Here is a 15,206-nt window from a genome sequence, read left to right as displayed (position 1 = left end):
ATGAAGGCATTACGTATCAAACACAACGTCGTCGGCGCGCTCGGTATGGTCGCCATGTTCCTCCTGCAGCCTGCAATGGCCGCCGGTCTCGATGGCGTTCAGGTGCTCGACGGTTTCAAGGAACTCGTCGGTTATGTCGGCTCCCCGTTCCTGCTCGGCGGCGCATGGATCGCGGTGAAGATCACGCTGATAGCGATGTCAATCGGGCTTGTGCTCGGGCTCGGCCTCGCGCTGATGCGGCTATCGCGACTCAAGGCCTTGAACTCGGCGGCGTGGGGTTATATCTGGTTCGTGCGCGGCACACCGCAACTGCTGCAACTCGTGTTCATCTTCGACGCGTTGCCGCTGATCGGGTTGCGCTTCGATGAAGTCACGACTGCAGTGATCGGCTTTGCACTGAACGAGGCGGCGTTCAGCGCTGAACTGTTTCGTGCCGGAATTCTTTCCGTGAACCGTTCGCAATCCACAGCGGCCGCCGCACTGGGCATGGGGCCGTTGCTCACGTTACGCCGCATTATCCTGCCGCAATCGATGCGCGCGGTGATCCCGGGTCTCGCCAACGACACTATCGGCATGTTGAAGCTAACGTCGATCGCGTCGGTGATCTTCGTCAACGAACTCACGTTCCGCTCGCAACAGGTCGTCGGCCAGAACTTCAAGTTCTTTACCGTGTTCGGCGCGGCGGCGGTGATCTATCTGTTTCTGACGAGCGGAATCTCATTGCTTCAGGTATGGCTCGAACGCATGTTCGATCACGAGCGCGATCGGAAACTCACGTTCTCGTGGTTTGGACTGCGCGCTTCGACGTCTGATGTGAAACCGCTCGACGCACCGATTGTTTTGCCGGTCGCCGCCCAGCAGCCGCAGGCGAACGATCATGCATGGATCGGCACGTTGCTGCCCGCAGAAAGCCGCACGCCGCGGCATCGCAATGAACCTTTTGTGGCATGCCTGAACGTCTGGAAATCCTATGGCAAGCGCGAGATTCTGCGCGGCGTCGACCTGTCGATCTCCCATGGCGAAGTCGTGGTGATCCTCGGTCCGAGCGGTTCCGGTAAAAGCACGCTGCTCAAGCTCATCAACCATCTCGAACCGCTTGACTGGGGGACGATCAAGGTCGATTCGCAGTATGTGGGCTATCGCGAAGTGCCGGGTGGCGGCGGCACCGTGCGGCCCCTGCACAACCTCGCACGGGCGCGCGCCGAAGCACGTGTGGGCATGGTGTTCCAGCATTTCAACCTGTTCAGTCATTTGAGTGCGCTGGAGAATATCGTCGAAGCACAGCAGCAGGTCTATGACGTGCCGCGTGCCGAAGCAGAGGCGCTCGGCCGCGAGCTGTTGAAGAGCGTGGGCCTCGCCGCACATGCGGATTTTCTGCCGCATCGCTTATCGGGCGGGCAGCAGCAGCGGGTAGCGATTGCGCGTGCGCTCGCGATCAAACCCAAGCTGATGCTGTTCGACGAACCGACTTCGGCGCTGGATCCAGAACTCGTGGGAGAAGTGCTTGGCGTGATGCGCGGGCTCGCCGATGCCGGCATGACGATGGTCGTGGTCACGCACGAAATCCGCTTTGCCCGCGATGTCGCCGATCGCGTCGTTTTCATGGATGGCGGCGAGGTCATCGAGCAAGGGACGCCGCAGGAGGTGATCGACAACCCGACTCACGAGCGCACCCGAAAATTCCTTAACGTCTTCGCCAGTTAAATATGAGGCTCACATGACGGACTTCGAAACTTTCAGCCTTGGCCGCGTCGCGCTGCAGTCCGGCGCGACGATGCCTGACATGCGGCTCAGCTACAAGACATATGGCCAACTGAATGCGGCGCGGGACAACGCGATTGTCTATCCGACGTTTTATAGCGGCAGCCATGCCGACAACGAGTGGCTGATCGGGGAGCACATGGGCCTCGACCCGCGGGAGTACTTCATCATTGTGCCGAACATGTTCGGCAACGGCGTATCGAGTTCGCCGAGCAACAACGCTCCGCCTTATGATCGCGGCCGCTTTCCGCATGTCACGCTCCACGACAACGTCGCGATGCAGCACCGCCTTGTGACCGAGAAGTTCGGCATCGATTCGCTCAAGCTCGTCACCGGCTGGTCGATGGGCGCGATGCAGGCGTTCCATTGGGCCGCGATGTATCCGCGGATGGTCGAGCGCATTCTGCCGTTCTGCGGGGCCGCACGCTGCTCGCGACACAATTTCGTGTTTATTGAAGGCCTCAAGGCGCCATTGCTGCTGGACCCGGAATTCAAGGACGGCTTCTACGATGCACCGCCCACGCGCGGAATGCGCGCTGCGGCGCGCGTGTTTGCCGGGTGGGGATTTTCGCAGGCGTTTCTGCGGCAACGGCTCGACATGGAAGCAATGGGATATGGCTCGCTTGAGGACTTCATCACCCAGTTCTGGGAGGGCGATTTCCTGAAGAAAGACGCGAACAATATTCTTTCGATGATGTGGAGTTGGCAACACGGCGATATTTCCGCCAATTCTCTTTACGAGGGAGACTTCGATCGCGCGTTGGGCAGCATCACTGCCAAGGCTATTGTGATGCCCGGGCGCACGGATCTGTACTTCCCGCCGGAAGATAGCGAGTATGAAGTTTCAAAGATGCCCAACGCTCAGTTGCGGCCCATCGAGTCGGTATGGGGACATTTCGCGGGTGGGCCTGCGGCCAATGCAGTCGATGTCAAGTTCATCGACAACGCCGTGAGGGAAATTCTCGCTATGTAGTTGCCGGCATTTGCCCTACGCAATGCTTGCAGCCAGATGTCGCGCTGCGGCCGCAGCGCGCCGAGTGTAATCTTTCCAGACGTAATCTGCCCAAGGCACCCTCAACGCGATTGCCGCAGATCGCCTACACTCATTCGCGACCGCAATGGCGCTTCGATCGATCGTTCGACAGCACGTGCTGCGTTGCGCTGCGCGTCGTTACCCGGACCACTCGCTCACCACAATGTCAGATACGGAAAACAGCACCCCCACCGGCATTTCGCTCAATCACAACCGGGTCGTCGTGGCCGGCGGCACGTCGGGAATTGGCTTTGCCGTAGCGGAAGCGGGCGCGCGCGCCGGGTCCCGAAGAATTGACCTTATCGGACTCTTAGCCGAGGATAGGTCCGTCGATCCTCGGCTTCCAGATGCCTGTTCCGTTGCCAGCAACAGTTCCAGCGTATCTTCTGCGCACCATTGAAGCCAACGACCGGCAGGGCGTGGTTCGCGCACCCGGTGAGTCGTTCAGTGCGAAGCTCTCACCCGATTGCGAGTAGCTCGTGTTAAGTATCGATCCCGCCGCCCTGCCTGAAGACGCCGCGCTCGGCGCGGAACCGGGCACTATCTGCGGCAAATTCGACTGGAATGCGCTCGCAAAATCATTCTCGCGACGCCCGCCGACGTACGCATCGCGAGCATTGCGCTCAATTGCGGCTTCACCCACTTTGGTCGCTTTGCGCAGAGCTACAAGGACCGCTTCGGCGAGTCGCCGTCGCAAACTGCCCGCCTGCGTTAGCGCGGTACGCGCCGCGCAATTGCCGCGCGCCCGGACCCGACAGCGCATCCGCAGCGCCCTCGATTGCGTTACTGCCGGGCATGCTTCGCTGCGTCCTCGATCACTGCGGCAACTTCCTTCGGACGCGATTCGTAGACCGAATGGCTCGCGCCTGCCAGCACCGTGGTATGGCTATGCGCGCGCTGGTAATAGAAGCGTTCGAGATCCGGATTGATGATCTTGTCGTCCGCCGCCACGATGCCCCAGCTCGGTTTGGTCGTCCAGGCAGCGACCGTCATCGGCGCGGAGAAGACTTTCGCCGCCGTCAGGATCTGCGAGTGCGATTCGAATCTGGCTTCCTTGAGCGGCAGATCAGCCGCGAAGTCCTTCGGGAAATCCGCGGGATTCAGGTACGTATAACCGTCGTCGGTCTTCTTGATGGCGCCCGCCTGCTTCGAGGTGTAGCTCGGCATCTTCTTGCCCAGATCGCTTTCGTCCTCGCCGACAGCCGGCGCATGGGCTGCGACGTACACCAGACCCGCCACCTTCGGATCGACGCCTGCTTCCGTGATCACGGACCCGCCATAGCTGTGCGCCACCAGGATGGCCGGACCATCCTGCAAATCGATCACGCGCTTCGTGGCGGCGACGTCGTCGTCGAGCGAGGTCAGCGGCTGCTGCACTATCGTGACGCGATAGCCGTCTTTAGTGAGGATGTCGTAGACCGGCTTCCAGCCTGATCCGTCGACCCACGCACCATGGACCAGAACGATGTTCTTGATCGAGCCGGTGCCCGATTGGGTGACTTGCGCCATGGCTCCGGTGGATGCAAAAACCGAGGCGGCCAGGGTCAAAACCGATGCAGCGAAAGGGATAATCTTCACGACGAGACTCCAATGATAAGGATGGGTTTGAAGAAGCATTGGCTTGAACCGCTACCGCACATAGTTGCGCGATGCACTCGTTGAAAGCCGCCTGGCATCTGGGAATAAAACCGACCGGGACCCAGTGTTTGACAGCAAGGGGTACAGGATCCGGCTTGCGCCGCTTAGCTGCCTGAGTAGAGATTGCAGAAGCTGACCGGGCCGACGCAACTCGAGTGCATCGCCGTACGGAATGGAACACCCGATTCAGAGGTGCCGTTCTGTGCGACGCCCCGACGGCCTGTGTGCTCAGTTGCTGATCGGTCTGCGCGGCGATCTTTGCCTCTGCCGCTTGAACATCAGCCGGGTAATTGACGTCGTCACCGCCGGCCGGGTTGTAGCCCGCCTGTTCGGCACGAACGAGATCAGCACGAACTTCTGCTCGCGTGAGCGGAATACTCGACTGCGCGAAGCTAACAACCGGCGCGCCGAGGATGGCAACGGCGAGAGCGAGACTCAAGAATATTTGTTTATTCCAGAAATTCTTTCAGTCGACCAAGTGTGGCGTTTGCACGCCGGCAACTCATTTCAGCGTGGGCACGGGCGCTTACCGCTGGAAGACCGCGATGTTTTCACGCAGCCAGTCAGACAATGAACGCGGAGGCCTACCGGTCAATTTCTCGAAAGTCGACGTGGTCTCCGCGAGCGCAGATTCACGAAAGAGCCTGTCCAAACCAAGAAGCAAGTCGGCAACCAACGGCGGCAGGCCATCCGCGAGCAAGGCCGCGCGATGTTCTGTTGGTGATCGATCGTTATAGACAACCGGGCGTCCGAGCAGGCGCGACAACTCCTGTGCAACCTCTGGCATCGTCCAGTTCCGCGGTCCGCTCAGGTGATACGCCCGCTGGGATTGGTCAGCCATGTCTTCGAGCAAGGCGACGCGCGCCGCTTCGGCGACATCTCGGGTATCGATAAAGTTGACGCTTCCTCCGCCTGCTGCGCCGGCCCAGTTGCCCGCGGCGACCTGGGCACCGGCGCGCTTGAGCACGTCGGCGAAAGTCGTCGGTCGAAGTGCAGTTGACGCCACCGGCTGGCGAGCCAGATGTGCTTCAATCTGCATGTGCCAGGCGAATGGATTCAGCCGTGTTGCCGGTCCCATGACCGAGAGTTTGACAATGTGGCGAACACCCGCGGCGACGGCAGCATCAATCAGCGCGATTTCGTTTTCCACCTGCCGAGCCGATGTGCCGTGCGCGACAAACAGCTTTTCGACCCCGCGAAGCGCCTCCTCAAGCGTAGCCGGTTGCTCAAAGTCCACCGTCGTGACAGCGACCTTCGGTGCAAACTGTGCCGTTGCGTTCTGACGCGTAAGCGCGATGACATCGACAGGATCGGTGGCCAGTCGATCGATTAATGTAGCGCCGACGCGGCCGGTAGCGCCTGCGACGGCGATGCGCAAATTGCGCGATCCCTGAACGGTTTGGTTGAGCATGAAGACTCCTTGATGTATGATGGAACGATCGGTCCAACAATGTTGGAACAATCGTTCCGGATTGTCAACAGGAGAATTTATGAGTGGAAAGCCTCAATATGACGAGGCCGCCGTTATCGCTGCTGCAATCGAAGTTTTCTGGCGGCACGGCTATGCGACTGCGTCCATCAATGACCTCACCGACGCTACCGGCTTATCCCGCTCCAGCCTCTACCAACGGTTTGGCGACAAGGACGGCCTGTTCCGCGACGCGCTGGCGGTCTACACGGAGCGTGTGCTCAAACGGATGAACTCAGCCCGTGCGGATTCAGCGCGGGGGAGCGTGGAAGCGATACTCCGTGATTTTTTGCCGAAGCCCACAGCGCCGCAGCGGCCAGCCGGCTGCCTGTTATCGCGAAGCAGTGCCGAGATGATAGACCTCGCAGCGGCGGGAAAAACGACAACGCTTGCCGGCATTGCACGGCAGCGCCAGATCTTCGCGGATCTGCTGCACGAAGGTGTCGCGAAGGGTGAACTTGGGCCGGAGATCAATGTGGACGCGCTCGCCTGGTACTATCTCGGCGTCTTGCAGGCCGTTGTAAACCTTCCCCAAGGCGGCGCAACAGGTGAAGCGCTTGGCGGCATGATCGACGTTGCGATGTCCGCCTGGCCTGCCGCGGGCAACTCCGGTTCGCGCAGTCCCGGAGATGCGGGAATAAAGAGAAGGTCGACTGTGCGGAGATAACCCGTCATTTAGCTGGTCGCGGTGTGTGTTCCGACGCGCCCCGCTGGCGGGCCACCACGTTCATGCGTTGCCCGTCCTCGACTCGCTGCGCGGCCGGCGTCTTGAACTCCGCCGCATAGTTTTGGCCTGGCTTGACGTTCGAAACTATGACTGCCGCAAATCGTGAATGATCCAGTCGAGACATGACTGCGCAAGCTCGTCGAGACTTCGTCCGGCTCGAATCCGTTGCGGCTCACGGGCACTGCAAAGTTCGACACCGGTGAATTCAACCTCACGTACTTCTGGACGCCGTTCCTTGCCAGCGAGTTCGTCGATAGCTACACACATGGCTCGGGTGTGGGCACCATCGGTAGCTCGGCGTACAACAACCTCTCGATGTCGCTCGACTACTACCTGTCCAAGCGAACCGACATCTACGTCCCAGGCAGCACGGAGTTCGCGAGCGGCACGGACTCCACCGGCCACGCGACGCTCAACGCCCTGACAGCGTCATCGATGAATCGGCAGACCTTCGTCCAGTTGGGGATTCGGCACAAGTTCTGATGGGCGGTGACGGAAGGTGACCGGCGAGCCGTGCCGGCGCGCTGGGTGAAATCGTAGTTGAACAAAAACGTCAGTACATATCCGGACGCCGGTCCCGCAATACGTGATTGAACGCGTTCAATTGCCGATGCCGACGCGCGTCAGCCAGATTCACCGTCGCCACCAGAATCTCTTCGTCGGTTGCACTGGCCGGACCGGCCACCGGCCATCCTTGCGAGTCGACAATCAGGCTGCGTCCAAGAAACGGCTGGTCGCGTTCAACGCCGACCCGGTCCGCCGCGGCCACGAACAGTCCGTTCGAATGTGCGCCGCCCATCGCCAGCAGGTTCGCCATCGCGGGAAGTTCGGCCGGCTGCGCAGGCATCGGCACCCAGTTGGTGAGCGACCCGCAGTCAGAAGGGAAGAAATTCTTTTCATTGTCGTCAAGGCTCCTGGGTGTTTTGTCGAATTGACTTACGTGATGCAGCGTCTGGGCACTTAGAGCTGCACCCCGCGCGTGAGCGCGCCATCCACTACGAGATTCGCCCCGCTCACAAAGCTCGCCGCGGGACTCGCGACGAACGCGACCGCATTCGCGATTTCCTGTGGGCGGGCCATGCGTCCGCTGGGATTCAGGGCGAGAGCTTGCGCGAACAGCTTCGGATCGTTGTGCTCGATGTGATCCCACACGCCGCCTTCGAAATAGACGTTGCCGGGCGACACGGCGTTCGCCCGGATGCCCTTGGGCGCGAGCTGGTAAGCGAGGCCTTGCATGTAGTGAATCAGCGCCGCCTTGAAGGTGCCGTAAGGGCCGGCGGCAAAGTCGATCTCACGGCCGGACACGCTCGAAATCGCGATGATCGACGCGCCCTTGCTGGTTTCGAGAAACGGCAGCGAGGCGTCGACCAGGTTCACCGTACCCATCAAGTCGGTTTCGAACTCCTTGCGCCATGACTCGGGATCGTTCCCGATCGACAGCGCGCTCACATTGGCGACCACGATGTCGATGCCGCCCAGTTGCGCGGCGGCGTCGCGTGTCCAGGCCTGCAACGCCGGACCATTCGAAACGTCGACCGGGCCGCCCCACACCTTGACCGCGCCACCCGTGGTCTGCACGATGTCGGCCACCGTTTGCTCGACGGCGGCACGATCACGCGCGCACAGCGCGACGTCCACGCCTTCGGCTGCCAGCGTGTGCGCAATGGCGCGACCGATACCCTTGGTGCCGCCGGTTACGAGCGCCTTCAAACCCTTGAGTTGCAAATCCATGATGACGTCTCCTCAGGCACCCGGTGCGAGATACTTCTTGCTGATCGCCGCGCCGACCGAATACTTGGGGTCGACGAAATTGCCCAGCCGCACCTTGCCGCACTGACTGAGCATCATGTAGGCATCCCAGCGGTCGAAGCCGTATTCCTTTTCCATCCACAGCACCAGTTCGTGGTACGCGATGCGCGTTGCGTCCTCAAGCGGGCGGGCGCTGCCGATCGCCATCAGCAATTCATCGGTTTCGAGGCGCGGCCACTCGATATGCCAGCCCTTGATCAGATCGACGTGAATCGTAGTCGTGCTGGAGAATTCGACGGCGGTGCCGCACACTTCGCCGTCGCCCTGACAGGCGTGCGCGTCGCCGATAAAGAGCCGCGCACCGGCGGAGCGCACCGGCAGATAGGTGATGCTGCCGGGGCCCATGTCGGGCACGTCCATATTGCCGCCGTGATTGTCCGGCGTGAGCGAATTGATCGAGTCGATTTCCGGCGACAGGCTCAGCGTGCCGATATGCGGCTTGTACGGCAGCGTAACGCGCTTGCTCCAGTAGACGCCTTCTTCGTCCACATCGATCTTGCGGGTGATCTCGGGCAGCGGCTCATTGAGCGTCGCGGTGTATTCCGTACCCGTCAGCGCGCCGAAGCGCGGAATCAGACAGCAGGTGCCGCGAGGGTTGTCGCCGCGCGGCAGCATCGATTCGATATACACCGCCACCACGTCGCCCTTCTCCGCGCCTTCGATCATGATCGGGCCGCTCTGCGGATTCAGGAACGGCACCCGCAGCTTCTGGCTGGGCAGATCCTGTTCCGTGAGGATCTTGCCGTCGAAGGCATCGCGCGTCTGAACCACCACCCGGTCGCCCGGCGCAATGTTCATCACTGGCGCGGAGTACGGTCCAATGGTGTAGTGAAACGTGCCCTGACGGGACTCACTGAGCTCATGCGTTTCGCGAACCTCGCCGCGTGCGACGCCGCGCGTGTGCATGATCGATTGTTCTAGCCATTTCATCATGGGGTTCCTGCTCAAATGTGGGTTGTCGACGTGATTGGGCGCCTCGCGGGGCGCCGCATCACACTGAAATTAGCGCTCTGACGTTATTGGCTTCCATCTGGTCGCCCGGACCCGCCGACACAACCTGGCCTCGCACCAGCACCACATAGTCGTCAGCGACCGCCTGCGCGAAATCGAAAAATTGTTCTACCAGCAGGATCGACAGCGATCCTTTCAGCGAACGGATCACCGCTTCGATCTCCATCACGATCGACGGTTGAATGCCCTCGGTCGGCTCGTCGAGAATCAGCAGTTTTGGATTGGTCAGAAGTGCCCGGCCAATTGCAAGCTGTTGCTGCTGTCCGCCGGAGAGATTGCCTGCGATGCGACGGCGCATCGTCTTCAGCACGGGAAAGGTGTGAAAGACATCGTCGAAAGAAAATTGCTTGTCCCTGGCGGTCTGATTCCGTTCGCCCGCGTACGCGCCGATGCGCAGGTTTTCCTCCACGCTGAGCTGCGGAAATATCTCGCGTCCTTGCGGTACGTAGCCGAGACCCGCCAGCGCGCGCCGGTGCGACGGCGTGCGTGTGAGCGGCTGACCCGCCAGTTCGATTTCGCCGCCTTTGACCGGCAGCAACCCGACGAGACACTTCAGCAGAGTCGTCTTGCCCACGCCATTCCGGCCGAGTACGACGGTGCAGGCGCCGTCGGCCACGTTCAGCGACACGTCGCGCAACGTGTGGCTGCTGCCGTAAAACTGGTTGAGTGCGGAAATCTTCAGCATGCCTACCGTCCCAGATAAACCTGAATCACGCGTGGATCATTGCGCACGCTTTCCATCGATCCCTCGCCCAGCAGCTTTCCTTCGTGCAACACGCTGACGAGGTCCGCGATCTCGCCGACAAAATCCATGTCGTGTTCGATCACCACCACCGCCCGGTCGGGCGACTTGAGACGGGCGATCAGTTCGGCGGTGCGGGCGGTTTCGTGGTCGGTCATGCCGGCAACCGGTTCGTCGAGCAGGATCACGTGGGGATCTGCGACAAGCAGCATGCCGATTTCGAGCCACTGCTTCTGCCCGTGCGAGAGCGTGCCGGCGAGGCGCGATCCTTCATGCTCGAGACCGATCGTCTCGAGCACTTCGTCGATGCGCCGGTTTTGCTGGGCGCCAAGGCGCGAGCGAACCATCTCCGCATAGCCGCGACCGTTGCGAATCGCCAGTTCGAGGTTTTCGCGAACCCGCAGCGCTTCAAACACGCTCGGCTTCTGGAACTTGCGGCCAATGCCCAGGCGCGCGATGGACGCTTCGTCGAGCGTCGCAAGGTTCGTGACCTTGTTGAGAAAAACTTCGCCGGATGCCGGCCGGGTTTTGCCCGTGATGACGTCCATCAAGGTCGTCTTGCCCGCACCGTTCGGACCGATGATGGCGCGAATCTCGCCGTATCGAAACTCCATCGACAGATTCGTGATCGCCGCGAATCCGGAAAACGTAACGGACAGGCCGCTGATGTAGACGGCAGTGGCGCGTTGTGGCTGGTTCATTGGCTGCCCCCGTTGCTTTCGGGGCCGGCAGCCTTGAGCGCACCCCACAGGCCATTGCTGAAGTACACGACAATCACCAGCGTCACGCCCGCAAGAATGAACGGCCACAGCGCCGGCAGTTGCGCGGTCAGCCAGAACTTGAGTCCGTTGACCACGATTGCGCCGACGATTGCGCCGATCAGCGTGCCGCGCCCACCGATGGCCACCCACACGGCGATCTCGACGGACAGTTGCGGCGACACGATAGTCGGGTTGACGATGCCGACCTGCGGCACGTACAGCATCCCGGCAAATGCCGCGAGGACCGCCGAGAGACACCACGCGAAGAGCTTCAGCGTATGCGTGCGGTAGCCGAGAAAGCGCATCCTTGCTTCGTCGTCGCGCACCGCGATTAGCGCCCGGCCGAAACTGGAGCGCGCGAGAAAACGCACGCCGACATAGGCCGCCACCAGCAGCAGGCACGAACACACCGCGAGACCGATCTGCGTGGTGGTATCGGCAAGCTTATGGCCCGCGAGGCTCGTGAATCCGGTCATGCCGTTGTTGCCGCCGAGGCCCACGTCGTTGATGAACAGCAGCAGCATCAGCGCGTAAGTGAGCGCCTGAGTGATGATGGACAGATACACGCCGTTGATGCGCGAGCGAAACGTGACGAAGCCGAACGCGCCCGCAACCAGTACGGTCACGACGATCGTGACGATGATCGTCACATCGAGCCGCGAGAGCATCTTCCATACCGGCGGAAAGTCGCTTGCTCCCATGTATTGCAGGAAGTCCGGCAACACGTGCGTGTCGGCATACGCGCTGTTCAACAGATAGACGGCCATCATATAGCCGCCTATACCGAAGAAGACGCCGTGCCCGAGGCTCAGGATGCCCGCATAGCCCCATACCAGATCGAGCGCCAGCGCGAGCAGCGCGAAGCACATGATCTGTCCGATCAGGTTGATGCCGAACAGCGACAGATGCAGCGCATTCGACTCCGGAATCACAAAATAGGCAAAGGGCAGATAGAGCGCCAGCAGGACCAGCACCGGCACGATGCTGACCTCCACGGACTGGCCCATCCATTTCGTTGCGTACGCCGACAAGGACAATCTCCTGCTGGTGCGCGGATCGGGAAACGTATTCATACGCGGGTCTTCAATGCGAAGAGTCCTTGCGGGCGCTTCTGGATAATCAGCACGATGAGCAGAAGCACGGCCACCTTGGCCGCAACTGCTCCGTAGAATGGTTCGATGAACTGGTTGATTTCGCCGAGCGCGAGCGACGATACGACTGTCCCCGCAAGACTCCCCGCGCCGCCGAGCACCACCACCATGAAGGAGTCGACGACGAAACCCGTGCCCATCGACGGATTGACGCTCGCAATCTGCGTCAACACCACGCCGGCCAGCCCCGCGAGGCCGGCGCCCAGCCCGAACGCAATACGATCGACGCGCTCGGCGGGCACGCCCAGGCAGCGCGCCATGTCCCGCAGTTGCGTAGTGGCGCGCATCAGCAAACCCAGCTTAGTGAAGCGCACCACCGCGAAGGTCGCGCCGAAGATCAACACGGCGAGCACGATGGCAAACACGCGGTTGCAGGTCACGAAAAAGCCGGGCGCAACCTGCATGCCGCCGTTGAGAAACCCGGGTGTGATGAACTCGACGTTCTGCGAGCCGAACAGCACCTGAATCAGCTTGATCAACGCGATACTGACCGCCCAGGTAGCGAGCAGCGTCTCGAGCGGCCGGCGATACAGAAACCGGATGACGAAGAATTCGAGCAACATGCCGCACGCGGCGCAAATCACGAATGCCACGGGAATCGCAACGAAAATGTAGGCGTCGAACCAGCCCGGCAGATGCGCCTGCATGAAACGTTCGACGAGATACGTCGAGTACGCGCCGATCATGATGAATTCGCCATGCGCGAGATTGATCACGCCCATCAGGCCGAACACGATCGACAGGCCGAGCGCCGTCAGCAACAACACGCCGGCATAGCTCAAGCCGCTAAACAGGATCGACAAACCCTTGCCGAGCGAAAGCCACGTGTCCATGTCGCGAATCGCACCCTGCACCGCGGCAAGCACGTCCGGATCCGATCGCACGGAATCCTCCGCTGCGAAGTTCGCCAGCGCGGTCCGCGCGGTTTCGCTCGGCACCTCCGCCACAGCCTTGATCGCCGCAAGCCGGTCGGCCTTCACCTTGCTGTTCAGACCGCGTTTAGCCAACGCCAGAGTAAGAGTGGTCGCGATATCCGGGTCATGCTGCGCCTTGACCGCGCGGGCGACGACAGTGGGATCGAGCAAGGCAAAGAACTTGTCGACTTGCCGCGCGGCCGTCGCGCGGGTGCCCTGCTGCGGTGAGAACAGATCCATTTCCGCCGACGCCACCGCGAGCTTGCGCATCATCACGATGCTCGGCACATAGGGCGAATCCGCTGACGCGTTGGCGCTCGGCTGGAGGGTCGCGGCATCGAGCTCAGGGTGTCCCTGCAGCGTCACCTGACCGTCTGCGCCGCACACCAGCGCACCGTTACGAATCGCATCGACGATCCGACGCGCCCACGCACGCTCATGCTCATCGTCCGACACGCCGTTTTCCACAAGTTGCCCCAGTGCGGCGGCCTGATCGCCGTTCGTCGCGCAGAACGACGTGAGCATCGCAGCGCGGCCCGGCGCGGCGCTCGCGGCAGTGGCCCAAACAAGCGCCAGACAAGCGATCGCGTAAAAGAGCTGCCTGAAATTGATCATGGGTGTTTCCATTCGATCCTGCCAGGAGGACCGGCATGCCTGCGTATGCCGGCCCCGCAGCGGCCAAACTATGCGGCGGGGACTGTCAGGCCTTGCCGATGAACGGGCTGAACGGCACCGGCTTCTCGATGTCTTTCGACTTCCACAGAATGTCGAAGCCCTGTTTGGCATTGATCGAGCCGATCATGTCTCCACGCCACAGGTACTGCGTGGATGCATCCATCTTCACGGTGTAACCCGCAGGATCGACCATCGACTGACCCGCGAGCGCTTTGCGCACCGCATCCGTGCCGGTGGAGTGCGCCTTCGTGACCGCCTGCGCCCATAGATTGATACCGAGGTAGGTAGACACCATCGGGTCGATCACCATGTCCGGCCGATGCTTCAGGTTGTGCGCGCCGACATGGTTCTTCCAGTCGCTCCTGAACTGGCGGTTCTGCGGCGTATCGACGTTCTGGAAGTAGCACCAGCAGCTGAGGTGGCCAACCAGCGGCGTCGTATCGAGACCTTCGAGATCGCTGTCAACCACGTCCAGGCCAAGGATCGGAATATCGGTTGCGCGCACGCCCTGATTGACCGCTTCCTTGAACATCGCCGGAATCGAATCGCCCACCACGGTCATCACGACGATGGCCTGGCCGCCGGGTTGCGCGGCGAAGTCCTTGATGTCGCGCACGATGGTCTGGAAATTCGACTGCCCGAATGGGACGTAATGTTCGCGCCATGCCGAGTCCGGAATGTTCTTGGTCTTCAGATAGCCCTTGAGCATTTTGTTGATCGTGCGCGGCCAGACGTAGTCGCTGCCAATCATGTAGAAGCGCCTCGCGCCGCCGCCCTGCTCGCTCATCAGGTAATCGACCGCCGGGAGCACCGAGCTGCTCGGCGGCGAGTTCAGATAGACGACGTTCTTCGACTGCTCTTCGCCTTCGAAGTGAAGCGGATAAAACAGCAGACTGTCCTGCGACTCGACCACCGGCAATACCGACTTGCGCGACACCGACGTCCAGCAGCCGAATAGTGCCGCGCATTGGTCGCGCAGGATCAGCTGCTTGGAGAGTTGCGCATACATGGGCCAATCCGACGCCGGATCGACAACGACGCCCTGAAGCTTGCGCCCGAGCACGCCGCCCTTTGCGTTGATCTGATCGATCGTCATCAGTGCCGTATCTTTTAACAGCGACTCGCCGTTGGCCATCGTGCCCGATTGCGAGAACAGCAAGCCGAGCTTGATCGGATCGCTGGCGCCCGCGGCAAACACAGCGTTGGGTAGCGTAGTGCCCGCGGCGCTCACCAATCCGGAGCCGACTGCCGACAGGAAAGTACGTCTTTTCATTTGCTTCACTCCGACATGGATTAGAAATCGCAAACGCAAAAAGCCCGAAACCAGACAAGCTGGTTTCGGGCTTTTTTGGCCGGTGCCGCTCAAGACGCCTTTGTCTCGAACAGCGAAATGGATGCTGTAACTCCCGTTGTGCACGACCGGGCAGCGTGATTCTATTAGCAATGGCTATGCCAGCATTTGTTGTCTGGTGAGGACGTTTACCGCAAATTCCTTTTGTGCAGCGGATGCGAATTG

General features: G+C 61.1%; 13 protein-coding genes and 3 pseudogenes. 5 read left to right on the top strand and 11 right to left on the bottom strand.

The window, feature by feature from the left end; genetic code table 11:
- The 3 genes and pseudogenes from PQR54_RS22085 to PQR54_RS22075 form a co-directional block, all read left to right on the top strand.
- Positions 1–1,704 carry an amino acid ABC transporter permease/ATP-binding protein gene (locus tag PQR54_RS22085; RefSeq protein ID WP_408249329.1) on the top strand — a complete coding sequence of 568 codons (1,704 nt, stop codon included), beginning with the start codon at positions 1–3 and terminating at the stop codon, positions 1,702–1,704.
- A 13-nt stretch (positions 1,705–1,717) separates the two neighbouring features.
- A complete protein-coding gene (locus tag PQR54_RS22080; RefSeq protein ID WP_408249327.1) occupies positions 1,718–2,734 on the top strand; it encodes an alpha/beta fold hydrolase in 1,017 nt (338 codons plus the stop codon).
- Positions 2,735–3,320: 586 nt separating this feature from the next.
- Positions 3,321–3,509, top strand: a pseudogene (locus PQR54_RS22075) (helix-turn-helix domain-containing protein); the annotation flags it as partial.
- A 68-nt stretch (positions 3,510–3,577) separates the two neighbouring features.
- On the opposite strand, the gene PQR54_RS22070 reads toward PQR54_RS22075, so the two are convergent.
- From PQR54_RS22070 to PQR54_RS22060, 3 genes and pseudogenes are all read right to left on the bottom strand, one after another.
- A complete protein-coding gene (locus tag PQR54_RS22070; RefSeq protein ID WP_408249325.1) occupies positions 3,578–4,372 on the bottom strand; it encodes an alpha/beta fold hydrolase in 795 nt (264 codons plus the stop codon).
- A 164-nt stretch (positions 4,373–4,536) separates the two neighbouring features.
- Positions 4,537–4,877: pseudogene (locus tag PQR54_RS22065) on the bottom strand (DUF4148 domain-containing protein).
- Between the two features lie 81 nt (positions 4,878–4,958).
- Entirely contained in the window at positions 4,959–5,843 is an 885-nt protein-coding gene (locus tag PQR54_RS22060; protein ID WP_408249323.1) for an SDR family oxidoreductase, read from the bottom strand.
- Between the two features lie 79 nt (positions 5,844–5,922).
- Between PQR54_RS22060 and PQR54_RS22055 the strand changes: the two genes are divergently transcribed.
- Positions 5,923–6,567: a TetR/AcrR family transcriptional regulator gene (locus PQR54_RS22055; RefSeq protein WP_408249321.1), complete on the top strand. Its 645-nt coding sequence runs from the start codon at positions 5,923–5,925 to the stop codon at positions 6,565–6,567.
- A 225-nt stretch (positions 6,568–6,792) separates the two neighbouring features.
- Positions 6,793–7,110: a porin family protein gene (locus PQR54_RS22050; protein ID WP_408249319.1), complete on the top strand. Its 318-nt coding sequence runs from the start codon at positions 6,793–6,795 to the stop codon at positions 7,108–7,110.
- Between the two features lie 70 nt (positions 7,111–7,180).
- Here PQR54_RS22050 and PQR54_RS22045 read toward each other — a convergent pair.
- The 8 genes and pseudogenes from PQR54_RS22045 to PQR54_RS22010 form a co-directional block, all read right to left on the bottom strand.
- Positions 7,181–7,489, bottom strand: a pseudogene (locus PQR54_RS22045) (nitrilase-related carbon-nitrogen hydrolase); the annotation flags it as partial.
- Positions 7,490–7,587: 98 nt separating this feature from the next.
- Complete coding sequence (locus PQR54_RS22040; RefSeq protein WP_408249317.1) at positions 7,588–8,358, bottom strand: SDR family NAD(P)-dependent oxidoreductase; 771 nt, start codon at positions 8,356–8,358, stop codon at positions 7,588–7,590.
- A 12-nt stretch (positions 8,359–8,370) separates the two neighbouring features.
- Complete coding sequence (locus PQR54_RS22035) at positions 8,371–9,366, bottom strand: acetamidase/formamidase family protein (protein ID WP_110406097.1); 996 nt, start codon at positions 9,364–9,366, stop codon at positions 8,371–8,373.
- A 61-nt stretch (positions 9,367–9,427) separates the two neighbouring features.
- Positions 9,428–10,132, bottom strand: a complete 705-nt coding sequence (gene urtE, locus PQR54_RS22030) for an urea ABC transporter ATP-binding subunit UrtE (protein ID WP_110406069.1) — start codon at positions 10,130–10,132, stop codon at positions 9,428–9,430.
- Positions 10,133–10,134: 2 nt separating this feature from the next.
- Entirely contained in the window at positions 10,135–10,890 is a 756-nt protein-coding gene (gene urtD, locus PQR54_RS22025) for an urea ABC transporter ATP-binding protein UrtD (protein WP_408249315.1), read from the bottom strand.
- Positions 10,887–12,023: an urea ABC transporter permease subunit UrtC gene (urtC, locus tag PQR54_RS22020; protein ID WP_408249313.1), complete on the bottom strand. Its 1,137-nt coding sequence runs from the start codon at positions 12,021–12,023 to the stop codon at positions 10,887–10,889. Before urtC ends, urtD begins: the two co-directional genes overlap by 4 nt.
- Positions 12,020–13,630: an urea ABC transporter permease subunit UrtB gene (gene urtB, locus PQR54_RS22015; RefSeq protein ID WP_408249311.1), complete on the bottom strand. Its 1,611-nt coding sequence runs from the start codon at positions 13,628–13,630 to the stop codon at positions 12,020–12,022. Before urtB ends, urtC begins: the two co-directional genes overlap by 4 nt.
- 85 nt (positions 13,631–13,715) lie before the next feature.
- Complete coding sequence (locus PQR54_RS22010) at positions 13,716–14,963, bottom strand: urea ABC transporter substrate-binding protein (protein ID WP_408249309.1); 1,248 nt, start codon at positions 14,961–14,963, stop codon at positions 13,716–13,718.
- Positions 14,964–15,206: the final 243 nt, after the last annotated feature.

Origin of the sequence: Paraburkholderia phytofirmans (assembly GCF_046028095.1) — a bacterium.
Lineage (GTDB): Bacteria > Pseudomonadota > Gammaproteobacteria > Burkholderiales > Burkholderiaceae > Paraburkholderia > Paraburkholderia phytofirmans_A.
This window is presented reverse-complemented; position numbering and strand designations above follow the sequence as displayed.

What these genes read in the sequence shown, in the direction of transcription:
- PQR54_RS22010 (WP_408249309.1), bottom strand. Translation starts at nt 14,963, where the DNA reads ATGAAAAGACGTACTTTCCTGTCGGCAGTCGGCTCCGGATTGGTGAGC.
- urtD (WP_408249315.1), bottom strand. Translation starts at nt 10,890, where the DNA reads ATGAACCAGCCACAACGCGCCACTGCCGTCTACATCAGCGGCCTGTCC.
- urtC (WP_408249313.1), bottom strand. Translation starts at nt 12,023, where the DNA reads ATGAATACGTTTCCCGATCCGCGCACCAGCAGGAGATTGTCCTTGTCG.
- PQR54_RS22035 (WP_110406097.1), bottom strand. Translation starts at nt 9,366, where the DNA reads ATGAAATGGCTAGAACAATCGATCATGCACACGCGCGGCGTCGCACGC.
- PQR54_RS22055 (WP_408249321.1), top strand. Translation starts at nt 5,923, where the DNA reads ATGAGTGGAAAGCCTCAATATGACGAGGCCGCCGTTATCGCTGCTGCA.
- PQR54_RS22060 (WP_408249323.1), bottom strand. Translation starts at nt 5,843, where the DNA reads ATGCTCAACCAAACCGTTCAGGGATCGCGCAATTTGCGCATCGCCGTC.
- urtE (WP_110406069.1), bottom strand. Translation starts at nt 10,132, where the DNA reads ATGCTGAAGATTTCCGCACTCAACCAGTTTTACGGCAGCAGCCACACG.
- PQR54_RS22040 (WP_408249317.1), bottom strand. Translation starts at nt 8,358, where the DNA reads ATGGATTTGCAACTCAAGGGTTTGAAGGCGCTCGTAACCGGCGGCACC.
- PQR54_RS22085 (WP_408249329.1), top strand. Translation starts at nt 1, where the DNA reads ATGAAGGCATTACGTATCAAACACAACGTCGTCGGCGCGCTCGGTATG.
- PQR54_RS22080 (WP_408249327.1), top strand. Translation starts at nt 1,718, where the DNA reads ATGACGGACTTCGAAACTTTCAGCCTTGGCCGCGTCGCGCTGCAGTCC.
- urtB (WP_408249311.1), bottom strand. Translation starts at nt 13,630, where the DNA reads ATGATCAATTTCAGGCAGCTCTTTTACGCGATCGCTTGTCTGGCGCTT.